This is a genomic window from uncultured Helicobacter sp. (assembly GCF_937893305.1).
Taxonomy (GTDB): Bacteria; Campylobacterota; Campylobacteria; order Campylobacterales; family Helicobacteraceae; genus Helicobacter_D.
The window spans coordinates 225733-248684 of record NZ_CALBGN010000012.1; the positions used below are offsets into that span (position 1 = coordinate 225733).

The 22952-nt window shown below is 34.7% G+C and carries 18 protein-coding genes and 1 other RNA gene; 14 read left to right on the forward strand and 5 right to left on the reverse strand.

The annotated features are described in order from the left end of the window. Positions 1-69 precede the first annotated feature (69 nt). Positions 70-2721 carry a valine--tRNA ligase gene (locus Q0358_RS03095; RefSeq protein ID WP_299546969.1) on the reverse strand — a complete coding sequence of 884 codons (2652 nt, stop codon included), beginning with the start codon at positions 2719-2721 and terminating at the stop codon, positions 70-72. Between the two features lie 206 nt (positions 2722-2927). Between Q0358_RS03095 and fliW the strand changes: the two genes are divergently transcribed. Both fliW and Q0358_RS03105 read left to right on the forward strand, forming a co-directional pair. After that, positions 2928-3317 carry a flagellar assembly protein FliW gene (fliW, locus tag Q0358_RS03100; RefSeq protein WP_299546972.1) on the forward strand — a complete coding sequence of 130 codons (390 nt, stop codon included), beginning with the start codon at positions 2928-2930 and terminating at the stop codon, positions 3315-3317. Positions 3318-3322: 5 nt separating this feature from the next. Further along, positions 3323-5359: an ATP-dependent helicase gene (locus tag Q0358_RS03105; protein ID WP_299546975.1), complete on the forward strand. Its 2037-nt coding sequence runs from the start codon at positions 3323-3325 to the stop codon at positions 5357-5359. Between the two features lie 138 nt (positions 5360-5497). Here the strand turns inward: Q0358_RS03105 and rpsU are convergent, their stop codons facing one another. Further along, a complete protein-coding gene (rpsU, locus tag Q0358_RS03110) occupies positions 5498-5710 on the reverse strand; it encodes a 30S ribosomal protein S21 (protein WP_006803152.1) in 213 nt (70 codons plus the stop codon). Between the two features lie 179 nt (positions 5711-5889). On the opposite strand from rpsU, the gene ccoG reads away from it, so the two are divergent. From ccoG to prfB, 10 genes are all read left to right on the forward strand, one after another. Then, a complete protein-coding gene (gene ccoG / locus Q0358_RS03115) occupies positions 5890-7257 on the forward strand; it encodes a cytochrome c oxidase accessory protein CcoG (protein WP_299546978.1) in 1368 nt (455 codons plus the stop codon). A 1-nt stretch (position 7258) separates the two neighbouring features. Further along, positions 7259-8332, forward strand: coding sequence for an AI-2E family transporter (locus Q0358_RS03120; RefSeq protein WP_299546981.1), 1074 nt, complete (start codon positions 7259-7261; stop codon positions 8330-8332). A 110-nt stretch (positions 8333-8442) separates the two neighbouring features. After that, on the forward strand, positions 8443-9354 hold the full coding sequence (locus tag Q0358_RS03125) for a DUF2860 family protein (protein ID WP_299546985.1): 912 nt from the start codon (positions 8443-8445) through the stop codon (positions 9352-9354). A 131-nt stretch (positions 9355-9485) separates the two neighbouring features. Next, entirely contained in the window at positions 9486-9740 is a 255-nt protein-coding gene (locus tag Q0358_RS03130; protein ID WP_299546988.1) for a zf-TFIIB domain-containing protein, read from the forward strand. Positions 9741-9742: 2 nt separating this feature from the next. Next, complete coding sequence (gene kdsB / locus Q0358_RS03135; protein WP_299546991.1) at positions 9743-10462, forward strand: 3-deoxy-manno-octulosonate cytidylyltransferase; 720 nt, start codon at positions 9743-9745, stop codon at positions 10460-10462. 135 nt (positions 10463-10597) lie between these two features. Further along, complete coding sequence (locus tag Q0358_RS03140) at positions 10598-11770, forward strand: NifS family cysteine desulfurase (RefSeq protein WP_299546994.1); 1173 nt, start codon at positions 10598-10600, stop codon at positions 11768-11770. A gap of 10 nt (positions 11771-11780) precedes the next feature. Further along, positions 11781-12761, forward strand: coding sequence for an iron-sulfur cluster assembly scaffold protein (locus tag Q0358_RS03145; protein ID WP_299546997.1), 981 nt, complete (start codon positions 11781-11783; stop codon positions 12759-12761). A 97-nt stretch (positions 12762-12858) separates the two neighbouring features. Then, positions 12859-12956: signal recognition particle sRNA small type (ffs, locus tag Q0358_RS03150), an RNA gene on the forward strand. 22 nt (positions 12957-12978) lie between these two features. After that, a complete protein-coding gene (mnmH, locus tag Q0358_RS03155) occupies positions 12979-13977 on the forward strand; it encodes a tRNA 2-selenouridine(34) synthase MnmH (RefSeq protein WP_299547000.1) in 999 nt (332 codons plus the stop codon). A gap of 9 nt (positions 13978-13986) precedes the next feature. Continuing rightward, positions 13987-15090 carry a peptide chain release factor 2 gene (prfB, locus tag Q0358_RS03160; RefSeq protein WP_299547003.1) on the forward strand — a complete coding sequence of 368 codons (1104 nt, stop codon included), beginning with the start codon at positions 13987-13989 and terminating at the stop codon, positions 15088-15090. A gap of 1 nt (position 15091) precedes the next feature. On the opposite strand, the gene Q0358_RS03165 is transcribed toward prfB, so the two are convergent. The 3 genes from Q0358_RS03165 to typA are packed head-to-tail and all read right to left on the reverse strand — an operon-like array spanning position 15092 to position 20668. After that, positions 15092-16483, reverse strand: a complete 1392-nt coding sequence (locus Q0358_RS03165; protein ID WP_299547006.1) for a PhoH family protein — start codon at positions 16481-16483, stop codon at positions 15092-15094. Beyond that, positions 16484-18856 (reverse strand): ribonucleoside-diphosphate reductase subunit alpha, encoded by a 2373-nt coding sequence (locus Q0358_RS03170; RefSeq protein WP_299547009.1) that lies wholly within the window; start codon positions 18854-18856, stop codon positions 16484-16486. Between the two features lie 12 nt (positions 18857-18868). Beyond that, positions 18869-20668: a translational GTPase TypA gene (typA, locus tag Q0358_RS03175; RefSeq protein ID WP_299547013.1), complete on the reverse strand. Its 1800-nt coding sequence runs from the start codon at positions 20666-20668 to the stop codon at positions 18869-18871. Between the two features lie 132 nt (positions 20669-20800). On the opposite strand from typA, the gene Q0358_RS03180 reads away from it, so the two are divergent. Continuing rightward, complete coding sequence (locus tag Q0358_RS03180) at positions 20801-22738, forward strand: flagellar hook-length control protein FliK (protein WP_299547016.1); 1938 nt, start codon at positions 20801-20803, stop codon at positions 22736-22738. Between the two features lie 9 nt (positions 22739-22747). Next, positions 22748-22952 (forward strand): hypothetical protein (locus tag Q0358_RS03185; protein WP_299547019.1); only part of this gene is annotated, 205 nt, incomplete at its 3' end.

Sequence of the window (22952 nt, forward strand, 5' to 3'; positions counted from 1 at the left end):
TTTTAAAAATTTTATGCAATTCTAGCTATTCCTTACTAACAGAATCATAAGAAAATTGTATTTTTAAATTTAAGGGCACAATACTTTTAGTTCTTGTGTGATTTTCTCTAATTTTTCTTGCTGTTCTATTAGTGCATTTTGGTTTGTTTGCAACACTTCTTTTGGCGCATTTGCCACAAATTTTTCATTATTTAGCATTTTTTGCAGTTTGTCAATTTCTATTTGTGCCTTTTGCGCTTGTTTTTCTAAACGCGCAATGATGGGAGATAAATCAACATCTGCAATTGGCAAATACGATTCTAACTTCTCTGTAATATCTACAATACAATTTGGAATCTTTTTTGACACAATTTCTAAAGACTCTACTTTTGCAAGCTTACACACATAGTTAATAAAGAGTGTGTGTAAGGTTTGTGGGATCTCCACATTAATATATGCTTTTGCAATCTTTTGATTTGCTAAATCAATCGTGGCTTTTGCACGGCGCAAAGATACAATAGAATCTACAATTTTTCCAAAAGTTGCAAAATTCTCCGCATTTGTATAGCTAAAATTCGGATAAGGACGCACCATAATAGAACCACTTTGCTCTAACGCTGTGCCATCAAGTCTATGCCATAAATAATCACTAATAAAAGGCATATAAGGGTGCAATAAAAGCAAAGATTCCTTAAACACAGCACCAAGTTCAACAATGGAATCCTTATCTGCTTTGCTAAGCTCAATCCCCCAATCACAAAATTCATTCCACAAAAAGCGATAAAGTGCATTTGCTCCATCATTAAAACGATAGGATTCTAAATGCTCACGCACTTCTTGGATCACCTGACTTAATAATTCAACAAAATATTGCCCAAGCGGAGTTTTTGGCGCACCAAGTTCGCTTAGATTTGGAAATTTTTCAGCATTTAAAAGTAAAAAGTTTGTCGCATTATAAAGCTTATTTGTGAAGTTTTTGGACACTTCCATTTGTTTAGAAGAGAGCTTGACATCACGTCCTTGCGCACAAAGAATTGCTAGAGTAAAGCGCAAAACATCTGCGCTATATTCTTCAATTTTTTCTAAAGGATCTACAACATTACCCTTAGATTTACTCATTTTGTTGCCAAACTCATCACGCACAAGCGCGTGAAGATAAATATCTGGATAAGGCAACTCCTCTAATAAATGCTCTCCCATCATCAGCATTCTAGCCACCCAAAAAAACAAAATATCAAATCCTGTAATCAAAAGTGAGTTTGGATAAAACTCCTGCATATCATCTAGATTCCATAATTCCCCTTTCCCAAACTCTCCATTTGCGTAACCAAGCGTTGAAAAGGGCCACAATGCAGAACTAAACCAAGTATCAAGCACATCAGGATCTTGTGTAATCTTATCACTTTGGCAATGCTTACACGCTTTTGGGGTCTCCACACTTGCAAATTGCCCCCTACAACTCTCACAATAAAACACTGGGATTTGATGTCCCCACCAAAGCTGTCTTGAAATACACCAATCACGCAATTCACGCATCCAAGCATTGTAGTTATTCTTCCATTGTTGTGGATAAAAATTACTCACATTTGCATTAATCTTGTCAATTGCGCCTTGCGCTACTTCTTTTTTCAAAAACCACTGCTTAGAAATATAAGGCTCTACAACATTTCCACAGCGATAGCAATGCCCAACTTGATTCTTATAATCTTCAATCTTCTCTATAAACCCAAGCTTCTCTAGCTTTTCTACAATGCTCTTTCTTGCTTCTAATCGTTCTAATCCAGCAAATTCTCCTGCATTTTCATTTAGGATTCCATATTTATCAAAAATTACAATTTGCTCCAAACTATGATGCTTCCCTACTTCATAGTCATTAACATCGTGCGCTGGCGTTACTTTAACCGCGCCTGTTCCAAACTCCATATCCACTTGCAAATCTGCAATAATAGGAATCTTGCGTCCAAGCAAAGGCAAAATCACGCGTTTCCCAAGATAATGTTTAAAACGTTCATCTTGTGGATTTACCATTACTGCAGTATCACCGAAGTAAGTTTCTGGTCGTGTTGTAGCAACTACAATATAATCCTTGCTATCTTCTAAAAAATAACGGAGATAATAAAGCTTCCCATTGTTTTCTTTGTATTCCACTTCAATATCAGATAGTGCGCCATCGTGCGTGCACCAATTTACTAAATATTCCCCTTGGATAATTAGCCCCTCATCATAAAGTCTTACAAAGGCTTCTTTTACGGCATTTTGCAAGCCTTGATCCATTGTAAAGCGTGTCCTACTCCAAGCAGGAGAACTTCCTAGTTTTCGCATTTGATTTAAAATCATTCCTCCACTTTTCTCTTTCCACTCCCACACCTTTTTTACAAAAGCTTCACGCCCTAAATCTTCTTTTTGGATTCCATCTTTTAAAAGTTGCTTTTCTACAACATTTTGTGTTGCAATCCCTGCGTGATCTAATCCGGGCTGCCATAGCGTCTTATAGCCATCCATTCTTTTAAACCGAGTGATCACATCAATAAGTGTATGATTTAAAGCGTGTCCAATATGCAAACTCCCTGTAACATTTGGTGGCGGAAGCATAATGCAAAAGTTTTTGCCACTCTTTTGGATTGCTTTATTACCATTAATCTCAAAATATCCCGCCTTCTCGCAGAAATCATAATATTGCGATTCTACTTCTTTTGGATTATAGGTGTTTGTTGTTTTTTGCGAAGATTCTATTTTTTGCATAAAAGACCTTTTGTTTAGCAAACTTTTTAGCACATTTTATAAAACTGGAATAGTTTTTGCTGATTTGCCAAGTATGAATTTAATTTCAGAATTCTACCAAAGATTCTTTAAAATCTATTTTTCTTAAGGAAAAGCATAAAATAGGCTTTAAAGTCAAAAATTTTATGGTAGAATTAAATCAAACCAAATTAGGCAAGGAGTGTGTTATGAAAAGCGAAAAGTTTCAAGTAAAATCCCCAATTTTAGGGTTTGACAATGCAAATGAAGTGAGTTTTGCAGAGGTTGATGATGGTGCATTAGCGTTTTTATCAATGGATAATGGAGCAGAATTATTACTGATTAACCCTTACAAAGTGCGCGAATATTCTTTTGAAGTACCAACAGCAGTTCAAACACTACTAGATATGAAATCTAACTCTAATGTAAAGGTTTTTTGTGTGTTTGTGCGTGAAAAAGAAGCAGAAGTGCGCATTAATTTCTTAGCACCAATTATTCTAAACTTTGATAACAACACGCTTGCGCAAGTTGTGTTAAATGCAAAAGATTATCCAAACTTTGGCGTAGCAGAATCCATTAAAAACTACATTAAAGCATAATTTGATTGCCCTTATCCAATCTTAACTCTCAACAAAAAGAAGCCTGTCAAGCTTCAAGCGGACGCAATCTAGTTATCGCTTCAGCTGGCACAGGCAAGACTTCTACAATCGTAGGGCGCATCTCTTTTTTGCTCCAAAATGGAATCTTACCTAATGAGATTCTTCTTTTGACATTTACAAACAAAGCTGCTTCAGAAATGCTCTCACGCCTTAGTGTGAAGTTTGATACAAAAATCGTCAAAGCCATTGAAGCTGGCACCTTTCACGCTGTTGCTTATCGGTATTTAAAGGCAAAGGATTCTGTAATTTTAAAACAACCAAGAGAGCTTAAAGTGCTATTTAAAAGCCTTTATGATAGGCGTGTGTTTTTAAATCGCCAAGAAAACACCCCATACAATGCAAACTATCTATACGACTTGTTTTCTCTTTATTTTAATGCGACAATTTCTGAAGATTTTTCAAAATGGCTAGAGCGCAAAAACCCTCAGCAATTAGAATATGCAGAGATTTACTTAGATGTTTGGGAAGAGTTTAAAGCCCTAAAGCAGGAATATCGTTATGTAGATTACAATGATTTACTATTAAATTACAAAGCAAGTTTGTTAGAAAATATGGAATCTCCTTTCAAAGAAGTGCTAGTTGATGAGTATCAAGATACAAACCCTTTGCAAGACTCTATTTTACAAGCTTTAAATCCCCCTTCTCTATTTTGCGTTGGAGATTATGATCAGAGTATTTATGCCTTTAATGGTGCAGACATCAGCATTATAGGTAGCTTTAAAGAACGCTATGAAGATGGCAAAATTTTTAGCTTAACCAAAAATTATCGCTCCACAGAGCCGATTTTAAACCTTGCAAATCGCGTAATTGAAAAAAATCCGCGCATTTATCCTAAAAAACTTGAAGTTGTCAAAGAAAAAAACTTTGGCAATCCAGAACTTTTAGTTTATGAAGAGCTTTTTTTGCAATATGCTGGCATTGCTAATAAAATCAAACTCTCAAATCGCCCCTATTGTGAAATTGCTGTGATTTTTAGGAACAACTCTAGTGCTGATGGTATTGAAGCTGGCTTGCGTGAAATTGGGATTCCAACTAAACGCAAAGGCGGAGTAAGTTTTTTTGATTCTAAAGAAGTGGTGTATATGCTAAACCTTTGCACATTGCTTTTTAATCCAAAGGATATGATGGCTTTTATCCACACTTTAAGCCACGCAAAAGGAATTGGAAATGCCGTTGCAAAGGATATTTATGAAGCATTATTGCTACTAGGAAATGGGGATTTAAAACAAGGGATTTTACAGCCTGATAAAACCATCAAAGAACCCTTTAAAAAAGGAATCCAAAACACACAATTAGGGCTTTTTGATGATTTTTTAGAGTTTAGCAGCACTGCAAGATTTCATACATTGCCCTTAGAAGAGGACTTTAAAAACAATGCAATTTTAAGCCACCCAAAAATTACTAAAGATGGTGCGGAGTTCTTAAATGCACTATATTGCTTTTTTAAATTTTTTAACGCTTATGAAAAACCCTATGAACTCATTACAAAAATCCAAACACTGCCTATTTTTCAAATTGTTGCACAAAAACTTGCCAAAGAGCGCTCTATCACTAAAGAGGGGATTATTCTAGAAGAAAAACGACTAGAATCTTTAGAAAAAATCCATCGTAAAATGTCCCTATTAAGAGATTTAGCAACACATTATGATGAAATTGGACGCTTTTTAAATGCAATGATTTTAGGCTCTAGCGAGATGAGCGAGGGAGAAGGCGTGCATCTTCTTAGCATTCACGCAAGCAAGGGGCTAGAATTTAGCGAAGTGTATATCGTGGATTTAATGGAAGGAAGATTCCCCAACAAAAAACTTATGCAACAAGGAGGGAGCTTAGAAGAGGAGCGCAGATTATTTTATGTAGCAGTAACCCGCGCCAAAGAAAATCTCTATTTAAGTTATGCTAAAAAAGATCTCTTAAAAAACATCTCTTATGAAGGATCAATTTTTCTCTATGAAGCAGGACTCCTAAAGAATCGTTTAGATTGATTTAGATTTTAAATTTTCTAACAAATCTTGACACAAGAAACTTTACAACTAAACATTACAGAATTCTACATTAATGAAGAGAGATAATTTGCAAGACATAAACATAGAAAAAAAGATTCCAAATGGAATCTTTTTATATTAGAGCCTTGATTCGTAGCGTCTAAGCATATATAAGCGCTTAAGCATTTTCTTGCGTGCGCTGATTTTTTGCTTCTTACGCTTTTCAGTTTTTGGTTCAAAAAATCTTCTTGCGCGACTTTCAGTTACAACAAGGTTTCTATCTGCTTGTTTTTTAAACTTTCTGTATGCATCATCAAAAGATTCGTTTTCCCTAACTTTAATACCGGGCATCTAAATCACCACCTTCGTGTAAAATTTATAGCTTCAAAAATTAAAGCATGTAATTCTAGCATAAACAAATAAAAATGTGAAAAAATCACGCTATAAATGCAAAAATTTTATATTTTTGCTACTTTTTACCCTTATTGCGCTAGTATTGTGGCAAAATTTTGTCTTTTCAAGGAGTTTCGATGGAACAAGTGCGTAATATACAACAATATTTCAAAAAACGCTACATAATGTATTTTTTTACGACAATTATTGTTTTTGCGATTCCATTTATCCAAATCAATGGCAATCAAATTTTTCTCTTATCCTTTGATCATAAGCAGTTGCATTTGTTTGGTGTTGCTTTTGATATGCAAGAGCTGTATTTAATGCCTTTTTTGCTGATTTTAATGTTTCTTTCTATTTTCTTTCTTACAACACTTGCTGGACGCGTGTGGTGTGGTTGGGCTTGCCCACAAACAATTTTTCGCGTGCTGTATAGAGATTTAATAGAAACTAAATTTTTGCATTTACGCAAGCGCATTGAAAATCGCCAATTAGAACCCGATATGAGCTTAAACTCTAATAAAATAAAAAAGGCTATAGCTATTTTTATTTGGTCATTTTTAGCACTTGTTGCTGCATCAAATTTTATGTGGTATTTCGTGCCTCCAGCAGATTTTTTTACCTATATTCAAAATCCATCAGAACATAAATACTTATTAATTTTTCTACTTGGAATTACACTTTTTTTAATAGCTGACGTTGTCTTTATTAAAGAAAATTTCTGCATTTATATGTGTCCTTATAGTCGCGTGCAAAGTGTCTTATATGATAATGATACAATTATGACCGTATATGATTATAAGCGTGGCGGAATTGTGTTTGATCCAAAAGGCATTAAGCTTTGGAAAAAGCCTGAAACTCCAAATGCTGAATGTATAGGTTGTGAAGCCTGTGTGAAAATCTGTCCCACACATATTGATATTAGAAAGGGTATGCAACTAGAGTGTATTAACTGCCTTGAATGTTCTGATGCTTGCACGCGTGTAATGGGAAAACTCGGCAAAGAAACATTAATTTCTTGGACAAGCCCACAAAGCATTGAAGAGCGCAACAAAGTGCGTTATTTCCGCTTCAAAACAATTGCTTATGTTGTTGCTCTAGCCATTGTTTTAGGTGGGCTTTTAACAATGAGTTCCCAAAAAGAAAGCATGCTTTTAAATATCAATCGTGGAGAACTTTCAATCCGTAATAATCACATTGTAGAAAATTCCTATATTTTCCTTTTCCAAAACACAAGCAAAGAAGATTATCAATTCTACTTCACCATTGAGAACAATGACGCAATTAAAATTAAACGCCCTAGCAAACCTTTCTTAATTAAAGCTGGAGAAAAGCAAAAACAACCTGTTACGCTATATACAGACCAAAATCTAGCCCAAGATACAGAAAAAAACACGCACATTCAATTACAAATCAAGGCTTATGCGCTAGAGAGCAAAGAACCTATTGAAGTGCATAGAAAAAGTGTATTTATCTATCCACCTAGCAAAGTGATAAAGCAATAAAATGCAAATGCGTAGTGGCGGAATCTATTTTCTCTTTATAGCTTTTGTGCTAACTTTGTTAGCACTCTTTAAGCTTTATATGCCTTTTTTAATGAATATTTTAATTGCATTTTTGCTATTTATCGCCACACAAGGCATTTATTGCACACTTTTAAAATACCTAAAATCCCATTTCCTTGTTGCAAGCCTAATGGTTTTAATGCTTATTACACTTTGTTTTGCGCCAATTTTTTATATTTTATTAAGCCTAACTAATCTTGCAACAAACTTGGATTTAGGAAATTTTCAAAATTTCTTATTAGACACTCAAACGCGCTTAGTGCTTTTTGGTAAAGATTTACTTTCTTATTTACCAAATGTTGTGCAAAATGAAGTGAATGCTTATTTAGAAAAATTCCACGCAATAAATTGGGGAGATATTGTCAAAGAAGGCTTAAATCTTATTGCAAAAGCTTCTAAAAATAGTATTTCTTTTGTGAGTGATACATTATTTATCCTAGTTTTTTTATTCTTTTTTTATTACTATGGCAATACATTAGGGCATTATTTTTTAGAGCTTATCCCTTTTGATTCCACACAAACTAAATCCTTATACAATGAAGTAAGTGCTGTAATTAGTGTAGTATTCTACTCTTCTATTTTTTCAATGATTTTACAAGGCACGCTTTTTGGAATCTTAATGCTATTTTATGGATATAACTCCTATTTGCTAGCAGTTTTTTACGGATTTGCTTCGTTAATCCCAATTGTTGGGGGCTCTCTTGTGTGGCTTCCTGTTGCAGGATATGAACTTTATCTTGAAAATTACACAAATGCAATCATTATTACACTCTACTCCATTATTATTATCGCAACGCTTGCTGATAATGGTGTAAAGCCCTTTATTATTACATTTATCAATCGTGTTTTAATTAAAACTCCTGTGCAAATTAACGAAATGTTGATTTTCTTTGCGATTATTGCAGGTCTTACTAGTTTTGGATTTTGGGGTATTGTCTTAGGTCCTGCAATCACTGCATTATTTATTGCTCTACTTAGAATCTATAAAACATTGTTAAGCTCTAATAAACATTAAAATCTTATTGTATTTTTAAACCTTAAGAGAATCCTAATACATGCTATGTATAATTCCGCTCTCAATAATGTAATATATATTACATTTTAATTTTACTCTAGGGAGTCATAATGAAAAAAATTGTTTTAGGACTATGCTGCTTTAGCGCTTTTGCGTTTTGCGCAGAAGGTTTTGGTGGCAACATTAGTTTAGGTGGTGGATTTAAAAAACTTCAGAGTAATATTAATCCATCCAATGACAAACACACAATTGCAAACTATAATCAAAGCAATGATGATACAGAAGCGATTCCATTTTTTGGAATCAATTTATACTATAATGGTGTTTTTGATGATGATAAAGTTTTTTTAAAAAACTATAATAGCAGAGAAGTTAGCGGTTTAAGTGCTGGTTATGGCTTCAACTATGGCAAAAACTCCACAGAAATTGCATTTGTTGGGACATTTTTTGAAGAAGCTTATGCAAACCCTTACCTAACAGGAGCAAACAGAGAAGTTGTAGATAGAACTCACTATGGAATCCAAATTGAACAAACTTATGCATTAAGCGAAATTAACCGCATTTATGGTAGCTACACCTTTATAAAAGAATCCTACGACAAAGAAGACTTGGATTATGATTTATTAAGAAAAGGCGATATTCACTCTTTTGAGCTAGGATATGAAATCTATGGTTTAAAACTTGGACTTTATTATGATGTTAAAGATGCCGATAGTGATGCAGAAAGCTACAAAGGCTATGGAGCGTCAATTAGCGGAGAATACGAAGTTATTAACGATACTTTTGTCAATGCTAGCATAGAATATGGAATCAAAGATTTTGATGGAACAAATAAAATCTTTAATCAAACAAGAGAGGCAAATGTGCTAAAACTTGGTGTTGGAGCGAGAAAAGAAAAGATTTTTGGATTCCAAAATGCCTATGCTTTTGCAAATTACCTTTATGGGGACACAAATGACGATATTGCATTTTTTGATGAGACTTACCATATTGGAATTATAGGCGTTGGTTATAAGTTTTAGAATCCTTTTTGGGTTCTAATCTCCATTGGTTTTTTAAGATTCTGCTTAATTTAAACTCCACTTTACTATTTATTTTCTTTTTGATTCACTTTAATTTGCTATAATTTCACTTATTTTAACAAGGAGAGACTATGCAGTGCCCTGTATGTTCTGGAATAGATTTAGTGATGAGCGAGCGTAGCGGTGTTGAGATTGATTATTGTCCAAAATGTCGCGGTGTTTGGTTGGATCGCGGAGAACTAGATAAAATCATTGAGCGTTCTAATATCTCAAAGCAGGACTACCAACAAACTCCACAACAAAACTATTCTAAAGATCATCACTACCATAAAGACTATAAATATAAAAAACGCGAAAATTTCTTTAGCGAATTGTTCGATTTTTAATAATGATTATAATTCCAGCAAGACTCAAATCCACGCGCTTTCCTAATAAAGTTTTAGCGCAAATTCATAACACCCCAATGGTAGTTCGCACAGCAATGCTTGCACAAAAAGTTGATGATGTAGTGGTGGCTTGTGATGACTTTAGTATTGTTGAAACCTGTAAAAAATATAAAATCCCTGCAATTTTAACAAGCAACACACATGAAAGTGGAACAGATAGAATCGCAGAATGTGCGCGTATTTTAAATTTAAAGAGTTCTGAAATTGTGATAAATCTACAAGCTGATGAGCCTTTTTTAGAAATAGAGGTAATCCAAACATTAAAACAATTAATGGAATCTCTTTCTTATCCTTTTATGGGAAGTTGCGCAAAAGTCATCACACAAAGTGATGCACAAGATCCAAATCTTGTCAAAGTTGTCTTAAATGCAAATAATGAAGCAATTTATTTTTCACGCTCAATGATTCCTTACAACAGAGATCATTTAGATTCCATAATCTACTATGGACATCTAGGGATTTACGCCTTCAGCGCAGAAAGTTTGCAAGAGTTCTGTTCTCTTCCAAAATCCACTTTAGAATCTATTGAAAAACTAGAGCAGTTGCGCGCATTAGAAAATGGCAAAACCATTGCAATGGCAAAGGTGGAATCGCAATCTTTTGGAATTGACACAAAAGAAGATTTAGAACGCGCACTAAAGATTTGGAACAATGAATTGTAAATTCTTTAAGAATCTTTTGAATAAAAATTAAAAATATTCTAAGCATTTTTAGAGTAAAAGCTAAACGCAATTTACAATTGACATCACATTAAATAAACACATTATTTATCTTTTTAAGAAAGGACAAACAACAATATGGAGAAGTCTAATAAAAGAGTATATTTAGACAACAATGCTACAACAATGCTAGATCCAAAAGCAAAAGAAAAAATGGAAATGTATTTTTGTGAAAAATATGGAAATCCTAATTCTTTACATAGTTTTGGAACAGAAACTCATCCAGCAATTAGAGAAGCTTTCGAATATCTTTATGAAGGCATTAATGCACGTGATGAAGATGATATTATTATTACTTCTTGTGCGACAGAGAGTAACAATTGGGCGTTAAAAGGTGTATATTTTGATCTTTTGCGCTTTGGAGAAAAAAACCATATCATCACAACAGAAGTGGAGCATCCAGCAATCCTTGCCACCTGTCGCTTTTTGGAAGACTTAGGAGTTAATGTTACATATTTACCCATTGGAGAAAATGGGACATTAAATCTTTCCGATCTTGAAGCGGCAATCACAGATAAAACCGCACTTATTAGTGTAATGTGGGCAAACAACGAAACAGGAATTATTTTTCCCATTGAAGAAATTGGAGCGATTTGCAAAAAATATGGAATCCTTTTTCATACTGATGCTGTGCAAGCAATTGGAAAAATCCCGGTAGATGTGCAAAAATGCAATATTGATTTACTTAGCTTTAGCGCACATAAATTCCACGGACCAAAAGGGATTGGCGGACTTTACATCAAAAAAGGTGTCAAACTCGCTCCCCTATTTCACGGCGGAGAACATATGGGGGGACGCCGCAGTGGAACTTTAAATGTGCCATATATCGTGGCAATGGGAGAAGCAATGCGGCAAGCCACACTTTATCTTGACTTTGAACGCAACAACGTTAAAAGATTGCGAGATAAATTAGAGGACGCTCTTTTAGAGATTAATGATACTTTTGTAGTGGGAAATCGTGCTTTGCGCGTGCCAAATACGATCTTAATTAGTATCCGTGGCGTAGAAGGTGAAGCAATGCTTTGGGATTTAAATAAATATGGAATTGCTTGTTCTACAGGCAGTGCTTGTGCAAGTGAAGACCTAGAAGCAAATCCTGTAATGAGTGCTATTGGGGCAGATAAAGAGCTAGCACACACAGCAGTTAGAATCTCACTAAGTCGTTTCACAAGTGAAGAAGAAATTGACTACACCATTGAAATTTTTAAAAAATCTATTGAACGCTTAAGAGCGATTTCAAGCAGTTACTAAAGGAAAAAATATGGCAAAAAATGAATTATTAGGTGGAGCGTTATGGGACGCATATTCTAAAAAAGTAAGTGAAAGAATGGATAATCCAACACATCTTGGAGTAATCACACAAGAAGAAGCAGATAAAAGAGGTTTGAAATTAATTGTAGCAGACTATGGTGCAGAAGCTTGTGGAGATGCAGTTAGATTGTATTGGCTTGTAGATGGTAACGACACAATTGTAGAAGCAAAATTTAAGAGCTTTGGTTGTGGGACAGCAATTGCAAGCAGCGATATGATGGTAGAGCTTTGTTTGGGAAAAAAAGTGCAAGAAGCTGTAAAAATTACAAATATTGATGTAGAAAAAGCCTTGCGTGATGATCCGGATACTCCAGCTGTTCCCGGACAAAAAATGCACTGCTCTGTTATGGCATATGATGTGATTAAAAAAGCAGCGGCACTTTATTTAGGCAAAAATCCAGAAGATTTTGAAGATGAAATTATTGTTTGCGAATGCGCTAGAGTCAGCCTTGGGACACTAAAAGAAGTGATTAAAATTAACAATTTAAAAAGCATTGAAGAAATCACAGAATACACAAAAGCAGGCGCATTTTGTAAAAGTTGTGTTAAGCCCGGAGGACACGAAGAAAGAGAATATTATTTGGAAGATATTCTAAAAGAAGTGCGTGCTGAAATGGAAGAAGAATCCTTAAAAGAGAAGGCTGACGCACAAAGTCACGGAGATTTAAAATTTACAGAAATGACAATGGTGCAAAAAATCAAAGCTATTGAAAACACTATTGATGAAAAAATCCGTCCAATGCTTATGATGGATGGTGGAAATATGGAAATTATTGATTTAAAAAATGGGAGCGATGGCTACACAGATGTTTATATTCGTTATCTAGGGGCTTGTAGTGGCTGTGCAAGCAGTGCAACAGGAACGCTCTTTGCCATTGAATCTGTTTTACAAGAATCTTTAGACTCTAGCATTCGCGTATTTCCTGTATAAAGTTGGAATCCTAAGTCCGATTCCAACTTTTAGTTGTTAAAATTCTATTCAAAAATTTGCTTTTTTTGAAAGTTTAAAATATAATTTCATCTGCCCTTTTTGAGACTTGTGCAATAGACTTTTTGGATAATGCTTCAGGGTGGGAACACAGCAGAGCCTCTGAAAAGTTTATGTGCCGCAAGTATCTTAAAAAGGGTGTTACCGCTAAAGATTTAAAATGACAAAAAAACTTCCCATAGAACAATTTTTACAAACAGATTTTTCTCATATTATAGATGTGCGTTCTCCTAAAGAATATATACATTCTCATATTCCAAACGCTATAAATTGCCCAGTTTTAAAAGATGATGAGTTTGAACACATTGGCACACTTTATAAACAAAACTCTTTTTATGCAAAAGTTTTAGGTGCAAGCTTCGTTAGCGCAAACATTTCTCAACATCTTTTAAATCTGCAAGATAAAATTAGCCCTAAAAAACCTATTGGAATCCATTGCGCTCGCGGTGGAATGCGTAGTCAAGCTTTTGGCATTGTTCTTAGTCAAATTGGTTATCAAGTTGTCTTATTAGATGGTGGATATAAAGCTTATCGCAAAGAAGTTGCGCAATATCTACAATCCCCTATCCCCCACCGCTTTATCACGCTTGTTGGGCAAACAGGAAGCGGTAAGAGTGAAATTATTACTTCTTTTAAAAATTCTTTGAATCTAGAAGGAATTGCAAAACATTTAGGCTCTAGCTTTGGTAGGATTTGTGGCACACAACCTAATGTCAAAAGCTTCCAAAACGCTCTTTTTTCAAGACTTAGAGAGTTAGAAAATGTGCCTTTTGTATTAGTGGAGGGAGAGAGCAAAAAAATTGGAGATTTAATCTTACCTAGTATGCTTTATAATACTTATCAAAATGCGCCAAAAATTTTTATCCAAACACCACTTGAAGAGCGTATCAAAAGAATCACTAGGCAATATGGTAAAATTTCATCCACATTTTTTGAAAATGCAATGCAAAAAATCGCCCCTTTTATGAAAAAAAGTTTTTGGCAGGACGCTAGAGATTCCTTTAATCGTGGTGATTTAGAAAAAGTGGCTGAGATTTTACTTGTAGAATATTATGATAAAGTTTATAAAAAAGAATCTTACGATTATTTGATTTCTTATCATTCTTTAAGCCAAGCACACGCAGAAATTTGCGACTTTGCAATGCAATATTACAAATAAAGGAAACTTTTGGATACTTATACTTATAGCGAACTTTTAAAAACCCTTACAACAAAATGTGAAAACATTACAAAAATTATGCAACCTGATTCTCTAAAGAAGCGTATTTTAGAGATTTCTGAATTGGAACAAACAAAGAATTTTTGGGAAGATGCAAAAATGGCAGGAGAACTACAAAAAGAAAAAAAGCGTTGTGAACGGCAACTTGAAAAATACAATAATGCAAAATCTGCTCTTGATGATGCAAGTGAGCTTTTTGAACTCTCAAGTGATGATATAGAAAGCCTTGAAGTTTTGTTTGCGGAATCTAAGGATTTGGAATCCTTAATTAAAAATGCTGAAATTGAAGTGATGTTAAGCGATCCACTAGATTGCAATAATGCAATTTTTACCATTACTCCGGGTGCTGGTGGGACAGAATCGCAGGATTGGGCTAGTATGCTTTATAGAATGTATTTGCGCTGGGCAGAACGCAAAGGCTTCAAGGTAGAATTGCTTGACTATCAAGAAGGCGATGAAGCAGGGATTAAAGATGCAAGTTTTATCATCAAAGGAGAAAACGCTTATGGCTATGCAAAAGCTGAAAATGGCGTACATCGTCTTGTTAGAATCTCGCCCTTTGATGCAAATGCTAAACGCCATACAAGCTTTAGTTCTGTGCAGGTTAGCCCTGAAATTGACGATGAAATCAGTATTGAAATTGATGAAAAAGATTTAGAAATTGATACTTATCGCGCTAGTGGTGCAGGTGGGCAACATGTCAATAAAACGGAATCTGCCGTGCGTATCACACATAAGCCTAGCGGGATTGTCGTGCAATGTCAAAATGATAGAAGTCAGCACAAAAATAAAGCAAGTGCATTAAAAATGCTAAAATCTAAGCTCTATGAACTAGAACGCTTAAAACGCGAAGCAGAATCTAACAACACTGATAAGGGCGATAATGGTTGGGGGCATCAAATTAGAAGTTATGTTTTAACTCCCTATCAACAAGTTAAAGATTTGCGCTCAAATCTTGCATACACTAATGTAGATGCGATCTTAGATGGCGATATTGACGCAATTTTAGAAGGAGTGCTTATCCATATTAATACACAAAAGTTGGAATCGTAAATTAAAAATTATCTTCAAACCAACCAGCTATCTCGCTGCGGATTGTTTGATGCAGCACAATTGCGGAGAGAAAGTCGTCTTGCTTGGCTTTTTTTAACAAACTTACAAGTCCGTTACGAAACTTGCTCAAATAAGGGTGATCAATTTGCATAGGATCTCCTAAGAACACAATCCTAGAATCTTCAGCCATTCTTGTGCCAATAAGCTTAATTGTTGCATTTGACGCATTTTGTGCTTCATCAAAAATCACAAACTTTTTTGCAATACTCACTCCCCTAGCGTGCGCAATATCCATCACTTCAATATTATGTTTAGCGATAAAATATTCTGTGGCTTCTTTACTCTCAATACTATTTGCTTCTCCGCGATATTCAATGCGTTTTGCTAAAGACTCTTTTTGCATTTTTGTAATCATAAAATTAATCGCACTAAAAAGTGGATACATAAAATAATTTAATTTTTGATTTTCATCACCTTTGCGAAATCCAAGTTCTGCTTCTTTGTCATTTGCTGTAATAGTATTACGCAAATATACAATCCCATCTACTGCACCCTTTTTCAGCAAATGTAATCCTGCCTGCAATGCAATTAATGTTTTGCCACTGCCTGTTGCCCCACTGCAAATGGTAATTTTGTTTCTAGGATGCATTAAGAGTGCATAAAGAAATTTTTGCTCTAAATTAATAGGCTTAACATAAAACACAAATTCTTCTAAAAGTGCATCAAAATCTAAAGATTCAAATGCACCATCAAGTTTAAAACCATAGTGCTTTTTGCCTGTTTGATACAAACTACTCTCTGTGTTATCTAATTCATCAACAGCAAGCAAACTCCAATTTTTCAAAACCTTAAATTCTTGTTCTTTTTCTAAATTTGCCTTAATATTGCTTTTATGCACTTTAAAGTGTGTTAAAAAATCAATTTCTTGTGGATTTTCAATGCGATCACGCATTAGGGATTGAGAATTAAGACTTAAAGAAAGCGCATAAACCTTCAAAGAAATGTCATTCGTTAAAAGAGTGAGATGATAATCCTTTGCTATCTCTAAAATGCGCGCATCATTTAGTCCATAATCTTGGAATTTTGTTTTATAAATAGGGCGATGGATAATTTGTAAAGGAATCTCTCTAGCATTACTATTAAAATATAGCGTGTGGATTTTATCATTTTCCTTCGCACAAATGCTTGGTATGCTAGCATTATCACTATTGATATTTCTAAAAAATTCCCTTGCAAAAAATCCTGTCTGTGTGTTTAAATCCTTTTTCTTATCTAGCTCACTTAATGTTACATCGCAGATAAAAATCGTATTTTCACCATTTTGGTGGAGAAAAAAGAGATTCTCCACATCATCTAAAATAATAGAAGTGTCAATAAGATAGGACTTTTTCACCTATTGACAACCTTCACATTCAATGCTTCTGTCCATTGTATCTGTTGTGGCTTCTGCTTCTACACTTTGCGAGCGCAAATAATAAGTAGATTTTAATCCAAGCCTCCAAGCTAGCATATAAATTTCATTTAGATATTTACCACTTGCTAAATTAAGTGTCATAAAAATATTTGTGCTTTGCCCTTGATCAATCCACTTTTGACGCACTGCAGCAGCTTTGACAAGCAAGCGTTGATCAATCTCATAAGCAGAAGTGTAATAACTCCAATTCTCTAAACTCAAGTTTGGAGCAACAACCGGGATTAAACCGCTAAGATTTTCTTCAAACCACTTGCGTTTATAAATTGGCTCAATTGTTTGTGTTGTGCCAACTAAAATTGAAATAGAACTTGTTGGAGCAATCGCCATTAAATAGCCATTGCGCATACCTTTGGTTTTGACTTCTTCACGCAATGTATTCCAATCATAATCATATGCAAACAATCCCCCACGATCCACAAGGGCTTTTGCTTCATTATTTGCCTTATCAATAGGGAAAATCCCTTTAGACCATTCAGAGCCTACAAAATCACTATAAACGCCTTTCTCTTGGGCTAACTCACAGCTTGATTTAATGGCATTATAACTCACAGATTCCATAATTGCATCAATTTTTTCTAAATGTGCATCACTTCCCCACTCTATGCGCGCTTCTGCAAGCATTTGTGCTTCTCCCATTACTCCAAGTCCAATGGCGCGATTATCTAAGTTTGTTACTTTAACCTTACGATTTGGATAAAAGTTTAAATCAATCACATTATCAAGCATTCTAATTGCAATTGGCACAACTCTCTCAATATCTTCTTTCGTGTTAATCTTAGACAAATTAATAGACGCTAGATTACATACAGCAGTTTTGCCATCTTTAGATTCTCTTTGAGCAATAAAAACTTTCTTGCCACCAATACTATCTGTGGAAGTGATTTTATTAGAAAGCTTCTCAACACCACAATCTGTAATAATAGGCTGATATTCTGGATAATCTTCAATCGTGCCATCTTCAAATTCCGCACGGATAAAAGAAGTATTTGGTTCTGTATTTTGAAAAATCTCTGTGCAGAGATTTGAGCTCCTAATAATCCCTGCGTGAGCATTTGGATTTGCACGATTTGCATTATCTTTAAAACATAAAAATGGAGAACCTATCTCAAAATAGCTTGTTAGAATCTTTTTCCAAAGATCTTTAGCTTTAATTGTTTCACGCACAATACTTTCATCTTGTTCATACTGAATATAGCGCGCTTCAAATGCTTCTCCATAGAGATTAGTTAAATCTGCACAAGTAAGAGAATCAAACAAACTCCATAAACCATCTTCGCTCACTCTTTTCATAAACAAATCTGGAATCCAAAGCGCTGGAAACAAATCGTGCGTTCTTCTACGCTCTTCTCCACTGTTTTTCTTAATATCTACAAAATCAAAAATATCGCTATGCCAAGGCTCTAAATACACAGAAATTGCACCCTTTCTAGTACCTAACTGATCCACTGCAATAGCAATATCGTTTGTGATTTTTAAAAAAGGAATCACTCCTCCTGCTGCATTTTTATGTCCATCAATAAAACTACCAAGCCCACGGATTTTAGAAAAGTCCCAACCAATTCCGCCACCATATTTACTTAAAAGTGCCATTTCTTTATAAGAATCAAAAATCCCTTCAATACTATCTGGCGTGCTTCCTACATAACAAGAGCTAAGTTGATGGCGTGGAGTTCTTGCGTTTGAAAGCGTTGGAGTTGCTACCATTACTTCAAATTTTGAAAGTAAATCATAAAATTTCTCCGCCCAATAATTTGGATCTTTTTCATTTTGCGCCAAAAACATCGCAATCCCCATAAACATATGCTGGGGCAATTCAATAGGATCACCTTTTTTATCTTTTAGCAAATAGCGATCATAGAGTGTTTTGACACCTAAATAATTAAATTGTAAATCACGTTCTTTAACAATTTTTTTATCCAAACGTCTCAAATCAAACTTTTCTTTTAATCCCCTGATAATACGATTCTCTCTTTCACCCACTTCAAAATATTCTGCAAGGCTTTTATAGCCATTAAAGCCATTAACGCGATGATACAAATCATACAAAAACAAACGCGCTGCTACAAAAGTCCAATTAGGACAATCAATATCAATCTTATCTACCGCTGTTTTAATAAGCGTTTGTTGGATTTCTTGTGTTGTAATTTTGTCTCTAAATTGAAGTTTAGCATCTACTTCTAATTCACTTTGAGAAACGCCTTCTAATCCCAAAACGGAATCTTTTGTGTGCTTTTGGATTTTTGTAACATCTAATGGCTCAATTCTCCCACTTCTTTTGACAACAGTTAGCATTACAGCCTCCCCCTATTTAGATTTTCTTTTTCTTTGTGTTGGATCAAGAACTTTCTTTCTGATTCTAATGTTTTTAGGAGTAACCTCTAAAATCTCATCTTCTTCAATCCACTCTAATGCACGCTCTAAATTTAAATCTCTAGGTGGAGTCAGCTTAATTGCATCATCACTTCCACTTGCACGCATATTTGTTAAATGTTTAGCCTTCACAGGATTAACATCTAAGTCATTCTCTCTGCTATGCTCCCCAATAATCATTCCCACATAAACTTTAGTTTGTGGTGGGATAAATAATACGCCGCGTTCTTGGATATTGCCTAAAGAAAAAGGTGTTGCTTCTCCATTTTCCATAGAGATTAGCGCACCATTGCTTCTAGTCTCCACACTTCCACTAAAGGGGCGAAATTCTAAAAAGCTATTATTCATCACGCCCTCTCCTTTGGTATCTGTCAAAAACTCACTACGATAACCAATAAGTCCCCTAGCTGGAATCTCAAACTCTAACCTTGTATAGCCTTCCCCCATAGGATTCATTGCTTTAAGCTCTGCTTTTCTACGCCCTAATTTTTCAATCACGCTTCCAGAATAATCTTGTGGTGTATCCACAACTAAAGATTCAAAAGGCTCACATTTTTGTCCATCAATCTCTTTTACAATCACTTCAGGACGTGAAATACTAAACTCATAATCTTCTCTTCTTAAATTCTCTGCTAGAATTGTGATTTGTAGCTCTCCCCTACCACTAACCTTAAATTTACCTTCACCTAATTCTTCAACTTTCATAGCAATATTTGTTTGCATTTCTTTTTCAAGGCGTTCTTTAAGTTTATTTGCTGTTACATGCTTACCTTCCAGCCCAGCAAATGGGGAGTCATTAACTGCGAAATTTACACTCATTGTTGGCTCTTCTAAGTGCATAGGATCAAGTGGGATAGGATTGTTAGGATCTACGATAGAGTCCCCAACATTTATAGAGTGAAATCCAGCTAATGCCACAATATCTCCAGCTTGCGCTTCATCAATCTCTGTTCTTGCAAGCCCATAAAATCCAATAAGTTTTGTAATCTTGCCTGTAATCTTCTCGCCATTACTCTTAGCAAGCATTACATTTTCACCCTTTTTAATCTTGCCATTAAAAATTCTAGCAATTCCAATCTTGCCTACATAATTGTCATAATCTAATGTAAAAATCTGCACTTGCAATGGATTTTCTTTGTTCCCACTAGGCAGCGGCACATATTCTAAAATCGCATCAAAAAGTGGTTCTAAATTCTTTTTTTCATCATCTAATTCTTTGATTGCATAACCATCGCGCGCAGCAGCATAAACAATAGGAAAATCTAATTGCTCTTCATTCGCTCCCATTGCAGAGAATAAATCAAACACTTCATCAATCACCCTGTCAGGTTGTGCAGCAGGTTTATCAATCTTATTTACCACAACAATAGGGCGAATTCCAAGACCTAACGCCTTTTTAACGACAAACTTGGTCTGCGGCATTACACCCTCTTGTGCGTCTACAAGCAATAACACGCCATCTACCATTTTTAAAACACGCTCAACCTCTCCTCCAAAATCTGCGTGTCCGGGAGTATCAATAATATTAATCTTAGCACCCTTATAATTAATTGCTGTGTTTTTAGATAAAATTGTAATTCCGCGCTCTTTTTCAATATCATTACTATCCATCACGCGTTCATCAACTTGTTCGTGGCTTGCAAATGTCCCAGACTGACGCAAAAGCCCATCTACAAGTGTTGTTTTTCCGTGATCAACGTGCGCAATAACCGCAATATTTCTAATTTCTTGCATTTGTGTCCTTAAGAATTTTAATCTATAAAATAAATTGCGGATTCTACTCAAAAAATCCTTAACATAAAATGCTATGTTTTTGGAATATTTTTTGCTTTAGATATGGAATCTTATTTTATCAAAAGGCACTGTATGCTTCCTTTTTTAGAAGTTGAATCCATTAATCAAAAGTCTGCTATCCGCACCAAAACCAAAGACTTACAAAGCCCAACTGAGTCAGAAAACTCTCAAGATTTTACGCAGATTTTTAGTGCCCTAACACAACCAACAACCAAAAAAGATTCCACAAAAAACGACCCTACCCCAAAAGCTCCCATTACAAAAAATGATAAATTAACACCCAATAAACAACCTAGCAATTTTCTAAAAATCCTTGATGAAAAATATAATCTTACAAAAGATTTTAAAGAACAAAAAACCACCAATCTAAGAAGTGCTAAGGACTTATTAGAGTTGTCAAAAATTCAAAAACAAGATAAAACACTAAAAGACTTAAGTGAAGTTGCTAAAAATTTGCAACTTCATCTTAAAAAAATTTCTGCACATTCTGAAGAAAGCTTAGAAAATATGGAATCTAAAAATATTTTGGATTCCAAACTTCAATCTCACCAAAAAATCAATCCCAAGAATAACCCAAAAAAACCTATTTTTAATGCAATTTTACAAGATAAAAATTTCACCCCAAAAGATTCTTTAAAAGAACAAGACACCAAAACAACCAAAAACATCAAAAAGGATTCCACATTTTTAGAACTCCAAAAACCAGAATCAAAAACTAAAGAGTTAAAAGAAACTCCAACTCTAGTCAATGATAAAAATGATAAGAAACCAGAACCAAAAACTAAAGAGTTAAAAGAAACTCCAACTCTAGTCAATGATAAAAATGATAAGAAACCAGAACCAAAAACTAAAGAGTTAAAAGAAACTCCAACTCTAGTCAATGATAAAAATGATAAGAAACCAGAACCAAAAACTAAAGAGTTAAAAGAAACTCCAACTCTAGTCAATGATAAAAATGATAAGAAACCAGAACCAAAAACTAAAGAGTTAAAAGAAACTCCAACTCTAGTCAATGATAAAAATGATAAACAGATAGAATCCAAAACCCACACAACTCAAATCAAAGAAAATTTAAATTCTAAATTAGAAGAACCCAAATTAGAAGAAACCAAACCAAAAGAAACAAAAACAAACAACACAAAAATTAACTTGGAATCTAAAATCAATTCTCACTCCAAAAATACACCAAGCACTTCTCAAATGGAGTTTATCCCAAAAAACAATAAAGAATCTCAAGTCAAAAATGATAAACCAAAAGAAGTTAGACAAAATTCACTCAATCCATTTTCAGCAGTCCAAAAAGAAGAGATTATTCAACAATCACTAGAACAAATCTCAAAACAAGAAAACTTTTTAGATAATCTTCTAAAAACCAGCCAAAAACCACAAAATGAAGCAAAAGAACAAATCCAACAACCCATTAAAGAAAAAGAAGTGCGCAAAGAAAGCGAAAAAACACATCAAGAAAACTATCAAAACAGCGTGCAAGCTCAAAGAGAATCACGCTTTAACCCGCAAACTACCTTTGCACATTTTAGCGATCGCTTAAGAGATGCTATTGCAACCTATCGCCCACCTGTTACAAAAATTAGCCTAGAGCTAAATCCACAAAACTTAGGAAGCGTGGAGCTAACTATTGCTAAAAATGGCGATAAACTCTCTGTTCAAATTAGCTCAAACCAAAGTGCATTACAACTCATTATGCAAAACACTCAAGAGTTTAAAAACGCATTGGGAAATTTAGGATTTCAAAATGTGGAAATTGACTTTAAAGATAATCAGGGAAACAGCCTAACCAATGGAAATTTTAATGATTCAAATCAACAAAATTCACAAAATGGATTCCAACAAGGACAACAACAAAATTCACAAAATTTTGAACAAAATACACAACAAAATCAGAAAGAAACTGAAAACTGGAACGAAAATAGCTTGTATATAGACAAAAAAGCAAAGAATCCCTATGAAAAATTAGCCATTGTGGAATTTAGCTTTTCATACTATGCCTAAGGAGCAATTATGTCAACAATCTCAACTTTAAGCGGAAATTATCAATACCCAACAACAAGATCTACTCCGATTTTACCAAGTGGAGTTAGAGAAAAAGAAGAAAACAACACAAGTTCAGGTGGTGGCACAGGCTCTGGTGGTGGAACAAGTTCAGGTGGCGGCACAGGATCTGGAGGTGGAACAAGCTCTGGAGGTGGAACAAGTTCAGGTGGTG